Here is a 14,927-nt window from a genome sequence, read left to right on the forward strand (position 1 = left end):
CCTGCGCCTCAGGCAACTGCGCTTGAGCGACGCGCCGCTTCCGCCTAGCGTGAACGCAACCATAAGGGGGGTGCATGACGCCGGACGACGCCACGCCACGCGGAGAGCTCACGCTTCAGACCATCGCCATGCCGGGCGACACCAACGCGAACGGAGACATCTTCGGCGGCTGGCTGATGGCGCAGATGGACCTCGGCTCGTCAGTGCTGGCCCGGTCCCGCGCCCGCGGCCGCGTCGCCACCGTGGCGGTCGAGGCGATGACCTTCCACAAGCCGGTGCATGTCGGCGACACCGTGTCGATCTTCGCCCGGATGCTGCGCGAGGGCACGACCTCGATGCAGATCGCCACCGAAGTCTGGGTCACCCGCCAGCCCGAGCCGCGCCGGGTCCAGGTCACTTCCGCCACCTTCGTTTTCGTCGCCGTGGACGAAACCGGCGCCAAGCGCCCCCTGCCCGCTCCTGACAGATGAGGACCCCGATGATCCGCGTATTGCTTGCCCTGCTGCTGACCGTTTCCGCCGCGACCGCACAGACCCTGCCCGCGCTCTACGACGTGACCGGCGTCGCCGCCGACGATGTGCTGAACGTGCGCGAGGCGCCGCGCGGCACCGCCAGCAAACTGGCCGGGATCCCGCACAACGCCAAGGGCGTCGAGGTGGTGGCGCTGTCCTCGTCGGGCGACTGGGGCCAGGTCAACACCGGCGAGCGCAGCGGCTGGGTCTCGATGCGGTACCTCGCCCCCGGCGCGGGCCCGGTCGAGGGCGATCTGCTGACCGCCCACCCGCTCTGGTGCTCCGGGACCGAGCCGTTCTGGACCCTGACCTCCGACGGCACCGCGCTCAGCTGGTCCGAGCCGGGCGTCGAGCCGTTCCCGCTGTCGCAGCACACCGCCGCCCGCGCCGAGGGCCGCCCGGCCTACCGCCAGGCGGTCGACGGGGTCTTCGAGGACGGCCGCACCCTGACCGCCACGATCCGCACCGAGGCTTGCACCGACGGCATGTCCGACCGCGCCTATGGCCTCGCGATCGACCTGCTGATGCGCGGACCGGACGGCGCGCGCCTGCTGACCGGCTGCTGCTCGATCGGCGGACGCTAAGCCGCGCCGGAAGCGCCTGAGAACATTCGTGGAATCAGATATGTTCCGGCGGAACCCGTCGCCCGGGGCCCAAGTTTTCGCGCAAGTTCCCCATAAACGGGCGTTTATCCCCTTGCCCGGCAATAATTTCTTTCCGGGAAACAAAATTGTTCGACTCGGCAGGATTCCGTATACTTCCGCTGCGTAAATAGAAGCGCGCCCCCACCGCGCGTCGAGGGACAGACGGACCAAGAAAGGGATCTAGTGATGCCGAAGAAGGTTAAGGACGACACCTCCACCGGCCCCGGCGGCGGTGGACCCGGTGGTGGCGGTCCCGGCGGTGGCGGCGGCGGTGGCAAGGGCAAGAACAAGAACGACACCGGCGGGGATACGACGAACACCATCCTCGGCACCGCACAGGCCGATTATCTCGACAGCGGCACCAGCGGCGTCGACAATGTGACCGGCAGCGACGGCAGCGACTGGATCTACACGTTCGAGGGCGCCGACATCATCGACGCGGGCGGCGGTGACGATCTGATCGTGCCGGGTACCGGCGACAACACGATCGAAGGCGGAGACGGCGTCGACACGGTGATCTACGATTTCCTGATCGACAGCTACACGATCAGCACGGTGGGCGACGTGACCACGGTCAGCTACACAGTCGGCAGCGACAGCTACACCGACACGCTGACAGGTGTGGAAAGCGTCATCATCAACTCCTCGACGACCGAGGTGTCCTCCAATTACACGGTGACCTTCGACAACCTCGGAACCGACTACGGTCTCTACGATGCCAATACGGCGGTCGGCTCCGGAGAGGTCATGCTGACCAGCAGCGGCCTTTACGTACTCGCCACGGTTCTCGACACCAGCTTCCTCGGAATACCGTCGGGAGGTGTCGAAGACGCAAGCACCCGGATCGTAGATTGGGATGGCGGCGGAGATACCGAGTTCCGTATTTCGAACGACGCGGACGCCTGGGGCATATCTGAAGAGGTCAACATCCAGTCCGCGTTCGACTTCGGCTTCGAGGTCGTCAGTTTCACGATCGAGGATCTCGATGACGGAGAGCAGGTCCTCCTCTCGCTGGTCCAGGACGACCCGGTCGGCGGCGACTACAACGACCCCACTGTCTGGGTCTACGACATCACGGCCCTTGATACGGACGATGACGGTGTATTCACGGCGGGAGAGCTCGCGGCAGACGCCAACCTGGACCTGACCGACGTCGACCAGTTCATCCTGGAAACCAACGACGGCTCGACGATCTACCTGGACAACCTCGTGATCGCCTGATCGGTAGTTCGCCTTCCGCGCCCCCGGCCGGCGGGGCTTCTTGCGGAGGTATCTGTGGAAAGTGGAAGGCGGGTTGCGCAAGGCAGCCCGCCGGTTTCTGTTCTAGTAGGAGGCGTCATGGTCTCGGAGTACGAGCCGCAACAGGTCCTCGACCTCTGGTTTCCTGACAACGGCCACTGGACGGACCGCCAGCGCCACGGGGCGTTTTGGGACGAGCGGATGCAGGGCGGCATGGACGCCGTCATCATCGAGCGCTTCGCCGGGCTGACCCGCGCCGCCGCGACATGCCAACTCGATCAATGGGCCGGGACCCAGCGCGGGCGGTTGGCCCTTCTGATCGCGCTCGACCAGTTTCCGCGCTCGCTCTGGCGCGACACCCCGGCCGCGTTCTCGCAGGACATCAAGGCGAACCGGCTGGTGCTGGAGGGCCTCGAAAACGGCCACTACGACGGGCTCGCGCCGTGGGAGCAGGCGTTCTACGTCATCGCGCTCGGCCATTGCGAGGGACCGGACCACCTGGCGCGGCTGGACCTCTCGCGCCGTTTGACCGAGGACATCGCCGCCCGGCTTCAGCCCCCGCTCGAGGACATGGGCGAAGGGTTCCTGCGCCAGATCGACCGGGTGCGCGGCATCGTCGAGCGCTTCGGCCGCCACCCGCACCGCAATCCGATCCTCGGCCGCCCGTCCTCGCCCGACGAGGAAGCCTATATCGCCACCGGCGACTTCCCCCATGTCCGCAAGGTCGAACCGGCCGCCGGCGACGCCTGAGGCGGCTGGACAGATCGCGTCGGCAAGCCGACACTCCGCGCCGCACACATGTTCATAAGACCGGGGGACGTGCCGCGATGCAGCGCATGGGAATGGTGATCGGGCTCAAGCCCGAGGAAATCGACAGCTACGTCGCGCTGCACGCCGACGTCTGGCCGCAGGTGCTGGAGCGGCTGAAGAAATCGAACATCTCGAACTACTCGATCTTCCTGCGCCAGCCGGAAAACCTGCTGTTCGGCTACTGGGAATACACCGGCGACGACTTCGAGGCCGACGCGGCCAGCATCGCCGCCGACCCCGTCACCCAGGACTGGTGGAAACTCTGCGGCCCGAAACAGCAACCGCTCGAATCCCGCGCCGAGGGTGAATGGTGGGCGAAGATGGACGAGGTGTTCCATCTGGACTGACTGCGCACGCTAGCCACCCAGTTCCCCCACCAGCCACTCCCGCGCCTCCGCCACGTGGACGTTGCGCGCGGTGATCGCCTCGAACAGTTCGGGCGTGTCCTGCGCCACCATCTCGAACGCCGCCAGCATCGCCTCGAAGCTGCGCGTCGTGATCGCGGGGCGGGCGCGGCCCAGGAAGGCGCGGGCCAGCAGGTGCGTCAGGCCCTGCGAAACGGCGGCCTCGCGGTCATGCGCCTCGGCGCTGGTCACCACCACGCGCAGGCCCGAGCGGCGCAGGAAGGCCGCGACGCGCCGCCAGCCGGTCCCGCGCACCGGGCACAGAACGCAGGTCAGGTCCGGCTGATCCACGCTCTGCGGGCCGAACATCGGGTGCGTGCCGAGGATCTGCACATGCGCAGGCAGGATCTGCGCCATCAGGCCCAGCGGCTCTACCTTGACCGAGGCGACATCGATCACCAGCGCGCCGGGCCGCAGATGCGGGGCGATCCGGTGCAGGCAGTCGGCGAGGCGCTGCACCGGCACGGCGAGGATCACGATATCGCAGGCGGCGACGCGCGCCTCGGGGGCAGGGGTCACGCAGGCGGGCGGTTCGGCGCACGGGTCATGCCCCAGCACCTGAGCGAACGGCGCAAGCCGCGTGGCGACCAGCCGCCCGAAGGCGCCGAGGCCGAAGATCCCGATGGTCGGTTGTCCTGTCATGGCGAAAATCCCGAAATGGGGCGCGCCAGGGGCAGGGGGGTTCATCATGTCCAACCGCTGGCGGGCAGCGGTGGATGGATGGTGTCAGATCACGACCGGTCCGCTGCGTATGGGCGCAGCGGATAATAGCAGGCAAAAATGGCGTGCATCCGGGTCATGGGCCGCAGATAGCGCCTTGCCCCGCGCCATGCAAGGTTTCTAGTCCGCGTCGGTGGCCTCCGGCACGGGCTTGCAGCCGAACGGGACGAAGGTGCTGGCCATCCCCTCGTTCATGGTCATCAGGGTCAGCATGTCCGCCAGCGCGTGCTCTTCGGCCGAATGCGGGCAGACATGGCCCTGCGTGGCGCAGCCCGAGCCGATGAAATCGTCGTTGAGGCGCAGGAACTCGTCGCCGATTCCGGCGGTGCCCTGCATGTTCAGCGCGTCCGCGAACGCGGCCTCGTAGAGTGCGCATTTCCGCTCGGCCCAGCTGTCCGCAGGGGCTGCCGAAGCGACAACGGACAGGGCTGCGACAGCCCCGAGTCTCGCCGTCGATGAGATTGTCACGTTGTATCCACTTTATGTTTCAGATGTTTAAGAGGGAATCCGGGTGAAATGCCCGATCTCCATCGTGGTCGGCCACCGGTGTAAGCGCTCTGCCATCATGGTCAAGAACGCCGGGCCAAACCGCGCGGCCTTTATGTCGGTCATGCCGGTAGTTGCGACCAGCGCCCGTGCGAACACGCTACCCGGAGAGGTCCCGGCGTCTTATTCTGGCCCTGTGCCCGTGCAGGAATGGGGAAACCGTCGGTTCCCAAAGGGCTGCGGACGATGAGAGGAGAGACGACAGACCATGTTCCGCCTGCTGGCCCTGATCTGGATTGTCGCCCTTGTCTCCGCCTGCGGGCCGGGTAGGGCGCCGGGGACGCAGGCGCGCGCGACGTCCGAGTTCCAGGCCCGGCTCGACGCGCTGAACATCCCGCTCGACCTGCCGACCGGGCCGGCGATCCTGGTCAACGTGCCGGCCTACGAGCTGATCGCGTTCGAGGACGGCGAGCCGGTCCTGCGCAGCCGCATCATCGTTGGCCGCCCGGCGGATCCGACCCCGATCGTGGACACCTACACGACGCGGGTGCTGTTCCGTCCCTCGTGGCGGCCGACACCCGAGATGGTCGCCAGCGGAGAAGTCGCCGACGGCATCTATCCCCCGGGCAGGAACAACCCGATGGGGCTGGCCGCCGTCGCTCTGGAGCCCGGGATGCTCGAATACCTGCATGACACGAACCAGAGGCAGCTTTTCGCGCGCGAGCGCCGGGCCTTCTCGCACGGCTGCATCCGTGTCCAGGAATGGCAGGCGCTGATCGCCTGGCTACTGGAGCAGGACGAAGCCTGGGTGCTGGCAGAGGCCCAGACGCCGCCGACGCGCTCCGTCGCCACGCGCAAGGTTCCGGTGCTGATCCGATACCTCAGAGTTTTCCCCGCAGCCGATGGCAGCGTGCTGCGTCATCCGGACATCTACGGTCTCGGCGGCGGACCGGATGCGACCGAACTGGGCGTCATCGGCACGGCGGGAAAGGATCCTGGCGCGAAACCCGGCGGCGGCTGCACTCCGGCCTGATGGGTGGGACATCCGGCGGGCGCTGGGCCTAAACTCCGTGGCGAGGCCGTAAACTCCGGGCGGAACCCGGCCGTGCTCCTGCGATGCGAGAGATATTCGGTTGCGATTCAGGCGGCCGGCCCTAGAATTTGTCGAGAACCAAAAAACATGAGGTGGATCATGATCAGGAAGCTTGGATCCCTTGCGGCCGTCGTACTCGCGGTTGCCGCTCTGTCTGGGTGTTCCGACAACCAGAACGTCAACGCCGCGACGGGCGCGCTTGCCGGCGCAGCGATCGGCAACCAGTTCGGCTCGGGCAGCGGTAACACCGCGGCAACCCTCGCGGGTGCGGCCATCGGCGCTCAGGTCGGGGCCAACCAGCCGACGTGCGGCGGTCCCAACCAGCCGGCCTGCCGGTACTGATCCACGCCCGACGCGTGGCGTGACTCCTCGGGTCGCGCGCTGACGGACTGCCCGGCGCACCCGGGCACGTTGGAGATGTCGAACGCCTCCGCGCAAAGACCTGCGCGGGGGCGTTTGCGTAGGGACCTGTCTTCGGGAAAGGCGCAAAAAACGCCGTTTACGAAGTATTCAGACTCTTTTCACGATATATTTCATAGGCTTAAGGGGGTTTTCACGATGAAATCCCCAATTTTCACGATGCCAGGCTGGCGCTGTCACTCTTCCGCCAACACCGCCAGGAAGGCCGGGCCGAACCGGGCGGCCTTCTTGTCGGTCATGCCGGGTACGGCGGCCAGCGCCACCTCGTCCCTCGGATGGGCAGCGGCGATCCGCGCCAGCGTGCCGTTGCTGCATTCGAGGAAGGTTTCCAGCCCGCTCTCGCCCCGCACAAGCCCGGCCTGAGCCTCCTTCAGCCGGTCGAACACCGCGCCCGCCGCCGCGCCGTTCATCTTGCGCCGCGCCGGGTGCTGCGGGTCCGGGGCCTCGCCGGTGATGACCTCGAGGAAGATCGCGCCATAGCGCTCCAGCTTCTTCTCGCCCACGCCCGGCACGCCCCGCATTTCATCCAGCGAGGTCGGCCGCCGCGCTGCCATCTCGATCAGGGTGCGGTCGGGGAAGACGACATAGGCGGGGACCTTGGCCTCTTCGGCCAACTCGCGCCGCTTGGCCTTCAGCGCGGCGAACAGCGGCGCGTCCTCCTCGTCCACCATCGCCTTGGCCTGCGGCCGCGACGGCCCGGCGGCGCGCAGCATCGCATCCTTGCGCAGCATCAGCTGGGTTTCACCGCGCAACAGGGGCCGGGCCTTTTCGGTCAGCCGCAGCGCCCCGTGACGCGTCGAATCCGGTCTCAGGTGATCCAGCCCCATCAGCTGCCGGAAGATCACCTGCCACTCGCCCTTGGAGAACTCCTGCCCGACGCCGAAGGTCGGCAGCCGGTCATGCCCCCGGTCGATCACCTTCTGGGTCTTCACACCGCGCAGAATGTCGATCAGGTGCCCCGCGCCAAAGCTCTCGCCCGTCCGTAGCACTGCCGAGAAGGCCTTCTGCGCGGCGACCGAGGCATCGTGCGTCTCGGGCTTCTCGTCGCAGATATCGCAGCCGTCGCAGTCGTCCTCGGGGTTCTCGCCGAAATAGGACAGCAACGCCTTGCGGCGGCAGAAGGGCGTCTCGGCCAGGCCCAGCAGGGCGTTGAGCCGCGAATGGTCGGCCTCCTTCCGCTCGGGCGGGGCGAGGCTTTCGTCCACCTGCGCGCGGCGCAGCCGGATATCGTCGGGACCGTAGAGGGTCAGCGTCTCGGCCGGATCGCCGTCCCGGCCCGCGCGGCCGATCTCCTGGTAGTAGGCCTCGATCGACTTTGGCAGGTCGGCGTGCACGACATAGCGGATGTCCGGCTTGTCGACGCCCATGCCGAAGGCCACGGTGGCGCAGACGATCAGCCCGTCCTCACGCTGAAACCGGGTCTCGGCCAGCCGGCGGGCGTCCGGATCCATCCCCGCGTGATAGGCCAGCGCCGTATGCCCCGCCTTGTTCAGCGCGTCGGCCAGCGTCTCCGTCCGCGCGCGGGAAGCGCAGTAGACGATCCCCGACTGCCCCTTGCGGGCATCCACGAAGCGCAGCAATTGCTCGCGCGGCTTGTCCTTGGGCCGGAAGGCGAGGTGCAGGTTCGGACGGTCGAAGCCCCTCAGGAACACCTGCGGGGGCGCGCCGAACAGCCGCTTGCATATCTCGTCGCGGGTTTCCTCGTCGGCGGTCGCGGTGAAGGCGGTAATCTGGACGCCCAGCCGCTCGCGGAGCTTGCCTATTTCAAGGTAGTCGGGCCGGAAATCATGGCCCCACTGGCTGACGCAATGGGCCTCGTCCACCGCGATCATCGTGGGCTTTACCCGCTCCAGCAGCCGGGCGGTTCCGGCGCGGGTCAGACGCTCGGGCGCCATGTAGAGCAGTTTCAGCCTGCCATCGTCGAGCGCCTGGAAGATCTCTTCGGTCTCCTCGGCGTCCGAGGCCGAGGTAAGAGCCCCCGCCGCCACCCCCGCCTCGCGCAGCGCGCGGACCTGGTCGCGCATCAGCGCGATCAGCGGGCTGACGACCAGGGTGACGCCATCCCGTGCCAGGGCAGGTAATTGATAACACAGGCTTTTCCCGCCGCCCGTGGGCATGATGGCCAGCACGTCACGGCCCTCGCACACGGCCTGGACGATGTCCTGCTGGCCGGGGCGGAAGCTGTCATAGCCGAAGACGGAGGAAAGGAGCGCGGCGGTGTCCTGCATGGCACGTCTGTTAGCGCAACCGGACGCGCCGCGCCAGCGCCCGTCAGGCGAAGACTTCGGCGAAATCCTCCATCTCGTAGAGCGGGCGGATCTCGATCTCGGAGGGGCCGGGCATCGGGTTGGGGCAGCGTTTGACCCAGGCGACGGCCTCGTCCATGTCCTTGACCTCCCACAGCCAGTAACCGGCGACCAGCTCCTTGGTCTCGGCAAAGGGGCCGTCGATCACGGTGCGCCCGTCTCCGTCGAAGGCCACCCGCTTGCCCTGCGCCGAGGGCTTGAGCCCATCGCCCGCCTGCATGATCCCGGCGGCGACCAGTTCTTCGTTGAACTTGCCCATCGCTTCGATCAGCTCTTTCGACGGCAGAATACCGTCCTCGCTGTCCTTCGTCGCCTTCACAAATACCATGACACGCATGTCGTCCCTCCCTCGGGTTTCGGGTCTACTGTGATGAAGACGGATGGGGAGGGGAAGGGCCGACAGTCGGCCAACAAGAGATTTGGCATTTTACTCCACAAAATGTGGTGGTGGTCACCGAATCGCATGTCATTGTTGTTCTCCTTTTGACTTGATTCGGAGCTCACTAAAAGTGATTAGAGAACAGGGTCTAGGCATTTCCTGGTCTATACCTTCCGCCTAAGGCGTTGAGATTCGAGGGGAAATGGTTGACCACTATATCTTGCGGTCAGCGCTCCTTTTTCCGTTTGAACAATTTGATGAGTTAGCTACCGTTTTAGCTGGGTCAGGCACCAATCCTGACCCAGCCGAAAGGCAAAGAGACGGTGATCCGCTCAGAGCACTAGCGTTTCAGACTCTGACAGCGGGTTGTCGAAAGTTCAACGGCAATTGGAGACTTATTATGTCCACGCCGAATACGCCTTCTGTCACCGCCGAAATGGCTTCTGTAATCAAAGCTCTGCTCAACGGTACAAGTCTGACGAATGCGCAGATTGCAGCCGAGTTGGGCGCGATCAATCAAGGCCGAGTGTCCGAGATCCGGACGGGCAAACGATTTTCGGAAGTCCCGCCCTGCTCTCTTGAAGAGGCCAAACAATACCTTAAGCGCTGATAGATTGGTGGGGGGCGGGGCACCGCCCCTCGCTGCCCGGTAAGTCCATGCTGTTGCCGGTAGCTCTGGCATTCAAGTCCACCATCGGGTGGACTCTGTGGAGGGTTAATCGCAAGCCGTCCGCAGTGTCATCCAGACCCCGCTTCGGCGGGGCCTTTCCTTTTAGCGCTATCCTTCCGCCACCAGCAGCCGGATCGTCGTGTCGCCGTAGGCGCGTTCGTCCAGCAGGTTCAGCCGGTCGGGCGGGGTCACCTCGCCGCCTTCCTCCCAGACGATCAGCGCGCCGGGGGCGACCCAGTTGCCTGCGCGGGCCGAGGTGAGGGCGCGTTCACCCAAGCCCTTGCCGTAGGGCGGGTCCAGGAAGATCAGGGTATAGGGCGTGCCGTGGTTCTCGCCCAGGCGGGTGGCGTCGCGGCGGTAGAGCTTGGTCTGGCCGATCACGCGCAGGCGGTCGATGTTCTCTCGGATGAGGGCGCGGGCCTTGGCGCCCTCGTCGACGAAAAGCACGCGCTCGGCGCCGCGCGAGAGGGCCTCGAAGCCCAGTGCGCCGGTCCCTGCGAACAGGTCGAGCACGCGTGCGCCCTCGATGTCCGGATAGTCGCCGTGAGCGAGCAGGTTGAACAGGCTTTCGCGCACCCGGTCGGTCGTGGGCCGCAGATGCGCCGAGGGGTCGCCCTTGCCGACGCTGGCGAGCGCAGTGCCGCGAAACTTGCCGCCGATGATCCGCATCAGGCGGTGGCCATCTTCTTGAGATCGGATGCGGGGTCGGCGATGGCTGCCGGGTCGGGCGAGACTCCGGCCTCGATCCAGCGGCGGCCCAGCATGTAGGCGCGCGGCTCGTTCATCGCGTCGACGGCCAGCAGCCGGTCGCCCTTGAAGTACCAGATCGACTGCCCGCCGGGGCGCGACCCGGGGCGGGTCACGATACGGTCGTAGCCCTGGTTCAGCCCGGCAATCTGGAGCGTCACGTCGTACTGGTCCGACCAGAACCACGGTTTCGCCGTGTAGCCCGAGGGCTTGCCGAGCATGGCCTGCGCCACCGCTTCGGCCTGGTCGATGGCGTTGGGCACGGATTCGAGGCGCAGCCGCCCGTCGCCGTGGGGGAAGCAGGTGCAGTCTCCGGCGGCGTAGATCGCCGGGTCCGAGGTGCGGCCGTGGGCGTCGACGGTGATGCCGTTGCCGATGGCCAGACCGGCGGCCTCGGCCAGCCAGGTCTCGGGCTCGATGCCGATACCGGCAATCACGAAATCGACGTCGAGCGTGCTGCCGTCGGTCAGCTTGGCCTGCGTGACGCGCCCCTCTCCGGTAAGGTGCTCGAGGCCGATGCCCTCGCGGATCTCGACGCCGTGGGAGCTGTGCAGTTCGCGGAAGAAATCGGCGGTCTCGGGGGCGGCGACGCGGGCGAGGATGCGGTCGGCCATCTCGATCAGCGTGACCTTCAGACCCTTGGCGGCGGCGACCGCGGCGGCCTCCAGCCCGATGTAGCCGCCGCCGACGATCAATACGTGGGCGCCTTCGGTGAACTCGGGGGACATGCGGTCGATGTCGGCGAGGTCGCGGACGGTATAGACGCCATCCAGATCGCCGCCGATCCGGGCGGGCAGGTGGCGCGGCCTGGAGCCGAGCGTCAGCGCCAGCTTGTCATAGGGCAGGGTACCGCCATCGGCGAGGTGCAGCTGCTGCGCGTCGCGGTCGATGCCCTCGACCCGGGTGTTCAGGCGCAGGGTGATGTCCTGATCCTCGTAGAAGGACAGCGGGCGCAGGAACAGGCGCTCCAGCGCCATCTCGCCCAGCAGGTACTTCTTGGACAGGGGCGGGCGCTGGTAGGGCGGGTGCGGCTCGGCGCCGACAAGGGTCAGCGGGCCGGTGTAACCGCCCTTGCGCAGGTTCTCGACCAGGGTGGCGCCGGCCTGGCCCGCGCCGACGACTACGATGCCTGACATGATTGTTACCCCCCTTCGATGCCCCTGTGTTTTCGCGAGGCCAAGCTATATGCCGCAGTAGGAAACGTTTCCAACCGAAAAGGATCATCCATGAGCATCAGCGTCGGAGACAGCCTGCCCGAGGCCACCTTTCTCACGCTAGGCGCGGAGGGGCCCGAGGAGGTCACCACCGGACAGGCGTTCGGCAAGGGCCGCACCGTGATCTTCGGGATGCCGGGCGCGTTCACGCGGACCTGCTCGGCGTTGCATGTGCCGTCAATCGTAGACGCCATGGACGATATTCGCGCCAAGGGCGTGGAAACGGTCGCGATCATCACCGTGAACGATCCGTTCGTGCTGACCGCCTGGGCCGAGAGCAACGGTGCGGCGGATGCAGGGATCCTGATGCTGGCCGATCCTGAGGCCAAGTTCAGCAGCGCGATGGGACTGACGTTCACCGCGCCGCAGACCGGGCTGATCAACCGTTCGGTCCGCTATGCGGCGATCGTGGACGACGGCACCGTGACCGAGCTGGACGTCGAGGAGGGCCGGGGCACCTGCGACATGACAGGCGGCACGGCGGTGCTCGCGAAGCTCTGAGGCTCAGCCGGCGCGGGCGTCCATCGCTTGCGCCAGCTTCACGTCGCGCTCGGTCAGGCCTTTCGCGTCGTGGGTGGTCAGCAGGACCATCACCCGGTTGTAGATATTGCTCCATTCCGGGTGGTGGTCGGCCTTGTCGGCCACGATCGCGATGGCCGTCATCCAGCCGAAGGCGCTGGAGAAGTCCTTGAACTTGAAGGTCTTGCGGATCGCGTCGCGGCCTTCGACCTTCTCCCAGCCATTGGCCAGCAGCGGGTCCAGCATCTCGCGGCGCTGGGCGTCGGTGAGCGGGGTCATGGTCATTCCTCCTGTACCTTGCGGAACGGGCCGTAGCTGGTCAGCACCTCGATTTCCTCGTCTACCGCGGCGCGTTCGGCGTCGAGGAATTCCTGAACCGCACGGGCGAATCCGGCGTCGGCGATCCAGTGCAGCGAATGGGTGGGGACCGGCAGGTAGCCGCGTGCCAGTTTGTGCTCGCCCTGAGCGCCTGCCTCGACCCGCGCCATGCGGTGGGCGATGGCATAGTCGATCGCCTGGTAGTAGCAGGCCTCGAAATGCAGGCAGGGGTGGTCTTCGAGGCAACCCCAGTAGCGGCCATAGAGCGTTTCGCGCCCGATGAAGTTCAGTGCGCCTGCGACGGGGCGGCCCGCGTCCTCGGCCACGACCATCATCATCAGCTCGGGGAAGCGGTCGTGCGCGATGCGGAAGAAGTCGCGCGTCAGATAGGGTGTGCCCCATTTGCGCGCGCCGGTGTCCTGGTAAAAGGCCCAGAACGCGTCCCAGTGCTCGGGTTCGAACTGGTCGCCGGTGATCTGGCGGATCGTGCCGCCGAAGGCCTGCGCGGTGCGGCGCTCCTTGCGGATCGTCTTGCGCTTGCGGGACGAGAGGTCGGCGAGGAAGGCGTCGAAATCGGCGTAGTCGCGGTTCATCCAGTGGAACTGCTGCCCGGTGCGGTGCATCAACCCCATCGCCTCGGCCAGCTCGGCCTCTTCGCCGGTGCAGAAGGTGACGTGGACCGAAGACAGGTCGTGCTGGTCGGCCAACTGGATGGCGCCCTGCATCAGCGCGGCCATGCCGGTGCTTTCCATGCCCGGGCGCGTCAGGAACCGGCGGCCCGTGGCTGGGGTAAACGGCACCGCGCCTTGAAGCTTGGGGTAGTAGCGTCCGCCTGCGCGCTCAAAGGCGTGGGCCCAACTATGGTCGAAGACATATTCGCCCTGGCTGTGCCCCTTGGCGTAGAGCGGCATCACGGCGATCACCTCGCCCTCGATCCGGGCGACGAGGTGCCTTGCCTGCCAGCCGGTGCCGCGGCCCACCGAGCCGGACTCCTCGAAGGCAGACAGCACGCGATGCGTCGTGAACGGGTCCAGCGGCCAGCCGCCATCGGGGTTGGCGCAGGCGTCCCAGTCCTCGGGCGCGATCTGGTCCAGCCCGGAGAGCACGGTGATCTGGATCTGGGCGGAGTCGTCCATGGGTCCTGTCGGAAGTGTCGAGGGGACGCGCGGCCGCGTCCCTTCATAACTTGGGGGCCGACGGGCGCAGGTCAATGCGCGGGAGTATAGCCCTCGAACGTCACGTTGTCGGCAATCTTGCGCGCGGTGACGTCCTGCTCGGCGTCGCGGATCGTCCAGGTCAGCACCGGCACGCCCTTGGCCTTGAGCGCGTGGACCGGCGCGCGGTCGAGCGCGGTCCGCCCGCAGGAGATGAAGGACGACCCTGTGCGGTCGTAGTCCGCGATCTCGGCCAGATGCGCGCGGCGCTGGGCCGGCACGGCTGACCATTCGTCGTGGTCGAATGCATCGCAGGTCAGGCCGCGCGGCACCTCGGGCAGCAGGCTGGCGAAGGCGGCGACGCTCTCGGGATTGAACGACATCACCGCCAGCGGGCCGCGATAGTCGCGCAGGACCGAGGCGACGGCCTCTTCCAGCGGGCCAATGGCTTCGGGGCCCAAATCGCCGCTCTGGTCCTTGACCTCGATCAGCAGGGGTACGCGGCCGGCGACCAGGTCCAGTACCTGCGCCAGAGTCGGGACGCCCGCGCCGATAGGATCTATGGCGATGGCGGCCAGTTCGTCGGCGGTGCGATTGCGGACCGGGCCGGTGTGGTCGGTCAGGCGGTCGAGCGTGTAGTCGTGGAACACCATCGCCACGCCGTCGGCGCTGGGCTGGATGTCGATCTCGACCCCGAATCCCTCGGCCACGGCGGCCTCGACGGCGGCGGCAGAATTCTCGATCCGCCCGGCGGCCCGGTCATGCAGGCCGCGGTGGGCGATGGGCGTGGTGAGGAAGTCGGGAGCCAGTTCAGGCAAGACGGAAGATCCCTTCGATCTCGACCTGCACATTGCGAGGCAGCGAGCTGGAGCCAACGGCGGCGCGCGCGTGCTGGCCCTTGTCGCCGAACACCTCGGCCATCAGGTGGGACGCGCCGTTGATCACTTCGGGGTGGTCGGTGAAGTCGGGCGCCGCGTTGACAAAGCCGGTCAGCTTCACGACCTGCGCGACCCGGTCCAGATCGCCCCCGGCCGCGTTCTTCAGCTGCGCCAGCAATGCCAGCGCGCAGCACCGGGCGCTTTCCTGCGCCTGTTCGACCGTCACGCCGTCGCCGACCTTGCCGGTGCGCAGCCCGTCGGCGTCCATCGAGATCTGGCCCGACACGAACACGTGGTCCCCGCTGACGATGTAGGGGACATAGGCGGCTGCGGGGGCAGGGGCCTCGGGCAGGGTGATGCCCAGGTCGGCCAGGCGGGCGTCGATCTTGCCGGTCATGGAATCCTCCGATCCGT

General features: G+C 66.9%; 19 protein-coding genes. 9 read left to right on the forward strand and 10 right to left on the reverse strand.

From position 1 onward, the window contains the following. Nucleotides 1-74: 74 nt before the first annotated feature. The 5 genes from ACW9UR_RS18935 (at nucleotide 75) to ACW9UR_RS18955 (ending at nucleotide 3,552) form a co-directional block, all read left to right on the forward strand. The gene (locus ACW9UR_RS18935) at nucleotides 75-470 is read left to right on the forward strand and encodes an acyl-CoA thioesterase (RefSeq protein WP_458918615.1); all 396 of its coding nucleotides are present in this window, start codon (nucleotides 75-77) and stop codon (nucleotides 468-470) included. Nucleotides 471-478: 8 nt separating this feature from the next. Continuing rightward, nucleotides 479-1,096, forward strand: a complete 618-nt coding sequence (locus ACW9UR_RS18940) for a COG3650 family protein (RefSeq protein ID WP_458918616.1) — start codon at nucleotides 479-481, stop codon at nucleotides 1,094-1,096. Between the two features lie 246 nt (nucleotides 1,097-1,342). Further along, complete coding sequence (locus ACW9UR_RS18945) at nucleotides 1,343-2,377, forward strand: calcium-binding protein (protein ID WP_458918617.1); 1,035 nt, start codon at nucleotides 1,343-1,345, stop codon at nucleotides 2,375-2,377. A 117-nt stretch (nucleotides 2,378-2,494) separates the two neighbouring features. Further along, complete coding sequence (locus ACW9UR_RS18950) at nucleotides 2,495-3,145, forward strand: DUF924 family protein (protein WP_458918618.1); 651 nt, start codon at nucleotides 2,495-2,497, stop codon at nucleotides 3,143-3,145. Nucleotides 3,146-3,222: 77 nt separating this feature from the next. Continuing rightward, nucleotides 3,223-3,552, forward strand: coding sequence for an L-rhamnose mutarotase (locus tag ACW9UR_RS18955; protein WP_458918619.1), 330 nt, complete (start codon nucleotides 3,223-3,225; stop codon nucleotides 3,550-3,552). A gap of 9 nt (nucleotides 3,553-3,561) precedes the next feature. On the opposite strand, the gene ACW9UR_RS18960 is transcribed toward ACW9UR_RS18955, so the two are convergent. Both ACW9UR_RS18960 and ACW9UR_RS18965 read right to left on the reverse strand, forming a co-directional pair. Beyond that, nucleotides 3,562-4,251 (reverse strand): prephenate dehydrogenase/arogenate dehydrogenase family protein, encoded by a 690-nt coding sequence (locus ACW9UR_RS18960; protein ID WP_458918620.1) that lies wholly within the window; start codon nucleotides 4,249-4,251, stop codon nucleotides 3,562-3,564. Nucleotides 4,252-4,449: 198 nt separating this feature from the next. Then, entirely contained in the window at nucleotides 4,450-4,797 is a 348-nt protein-coding gene (locus ACW9UR_RS18965; RefSeq protein ID WP_458918621.1) for a hypothetical protein, read from the reverse strand. Between the two features lie 286 nt (nucleotides 4,798-5,083). Between ACW9UR_RS18965 and ACW9UR_RS18970 the strand changes: the two genes are divergently transcribed. Beyond that, complete coding sequence (locus tag ACW9UR_RS18970) at nucleotides 5,084-5,848, forward strand: L,D-transpeptidase family protein (protein WP_458918622.1); 765 nt, start codon at nucleotides 5,084-5,086, stop codon at nucleotides 5,846-5,848. A 159-nt stretch (nucleotides 5,849-6,007) separates the two neighbouring features. After that, a complete protein-coding gene (locus ACW9UR_RS18975; RefSeq protein ID WP_458918623.1) occupies nucleotides 6,008-6,250 on the forward strand; it encodes a glycine zipper 2TM domain-containing protein in 243 nt (80 codons plus the stop codon). Between the two features lie 254 nt (nucleotides 6,251-6,504). Here ACW9UR_RS18975 and recQ read toward each other — a convergent pair whose 3' ends face one another. Together recQ and ACW9UR_RS18985 are read right to left on the reverse strand one after the other, a co-directional pair. Next, nucleotides 6,505-8,556 carry a DNA helicase RecQ gene (recQ, locus tag ACW9UR_RS18980; RefSeq protein ID WP_458918624.1) on the reverse strand — a complete coding sequence of 684 codons (2,052 nt, stop codon included), beginning with the start codon at nucleotides 8,554-8,556 and terminating at the stop codon, nucleotides 6,505-6,507. 43 nt (nucleotides 8,557-8,599) lie between these two features. Then, nucleotides 8,600-8,971 carry a YciI family protein gene (locus ACW9UR_RS18985; protein WP_458918625.1) on the reverse strand — a complete coding sequence of 124 codons (372 nt, stop codon included), beginning with the start codon at nucleotides 8,969-8,971 and terminating at the stop codon, nucleotides 8,600-8,602. Between the two features lie 442 nt (nucleotides 8,972-9,413). Here ACW9UR_RS18985 and ACW9UR_RS18990 point away from each other — a divergent pair, with 442 nt between their 5' ends. After that, nucleotides 9,414-9,623, forward strand: a complete 210-nt coding sequence (locus ACW9UR_RS18990; protein ID WP_458918626.1) for a hypothetical protein — start codon at nucleotides 9,414-9,416, stop codon at nucleotides 9,621-9,623. Nucleotides 9,624-9,791: 168 nt separating this feature from the next. Here the strand turns inward: ACW9UR_RS18990 and rsmD are convergent, their stop codons facing one another. Further along, nucleotides 9,792-10,352, reverse strand: a complete 561-nt coding sequence (rsmD, locus tag ACW9UR_RS18995; RefSeq protein ID WP_458918627.1) for a 16S rRNA (guanine(966)-N(2))-methyltransferase RsmD — start codon at nucleotides 10,350-10,352, stop codon at nucleotides 9,792-9,794. Then, a complete protein-coding gene (locus ACW9UR_RS19000; protein WP_458918628.1) occupies nucleotides 10,352-11,566 on the reverse strand; it encodes an NAD(P)/FAD-dependent oxidoreductase in 1,215 nt (404 codons plus the stop codon). The genes rsmD and ACW9UR_RS19000 overlap by 1 nt, the downstream gene beginning before the upstream one ends. Before the next feature lie 90 nt (nucleotides 11,567-11,656). Here ACW9UR_RS19000 and ACW9UR_RS19005 point away from each other — a divergent pair, with 90 nt between their 5' ends. Next, nucleotides 11,657-12,145, forward strand: coding sequence for a redoxin family protein (locus tag ACW9UR_RS19005; RefSeq protein ID WP_458918629.1), 489 nt, complete (start codon nucleotides 11,657-11,659; stop codon nucleotides 12,143-12,145). Between the two features lie 3 nt (nucleotides 12,146-12,148). Here ACW9UR_RS19005 and ACW9UR_RS19010 read toward each other — a convergent pair whose 3' ends face one another. From ACW9UR_RS19010 to ACW9UR_RS19025, 4 genes are all read right to left on the reverse strand, one after another. Continuing rightward, complete coding sequence (locus ACW9UR_RS19010; RefSeq protein ID WP_458918630.1) at nucleotides 12,149-12,442, reverse strand: 4a-hydroxytetrahydrobiopterin dehydratase; 294 nt, start codon at nucleotides 12,440-12,442, stop codon at nucleotides 12,149-12,151. Between the two features lie 2 nt (nucleotides 12,443-12,444). Next, nucleotides 12,445-13,617, reverse strand: coding sequence for a GNAT family N-acetyltransferase (locus ACW9UR_RS19015; protein WP_458918631.1), 1,173 nt, complete (start codon nucleotides 13,615-13,617; stop codon nucleotides 12,445-12,447). 71 nt (nucleotides 13,618-13,688) lie between these two features. Then, nucleotides 13,689-14,453, reverse strand: a complete 765-nt coding sequence (locus tag ACW9UR_RS19020; protein ID WP_458918632.1) for a glycerophosphodiester phosphodiesterase family protein — start codon at nucleotides 14,451-14,453, stop codon at nucleotides 13,689-13,691. Further along, nucleotides 14,446-14,910, reverse strand: coding sequence for a RidA family protein (locus tag ACW9UR_RS19025; protein WP_458918633.1), 465 nt, complete (start codon nucleotides 14,908-14,910; stop codon nucleotides 14,446-14,448). The genes ACW9UR_RS19020 and ACW9UR_RS19025 overlap by 8 nt, the downstream gene beginning before the upstream one ends. Nucleotides 14,911-14,927: the final 17 nt, after the last annotated feature.

This window comes from Halovulum sp. GXIMD14794 (assembly GCF_054457455.1).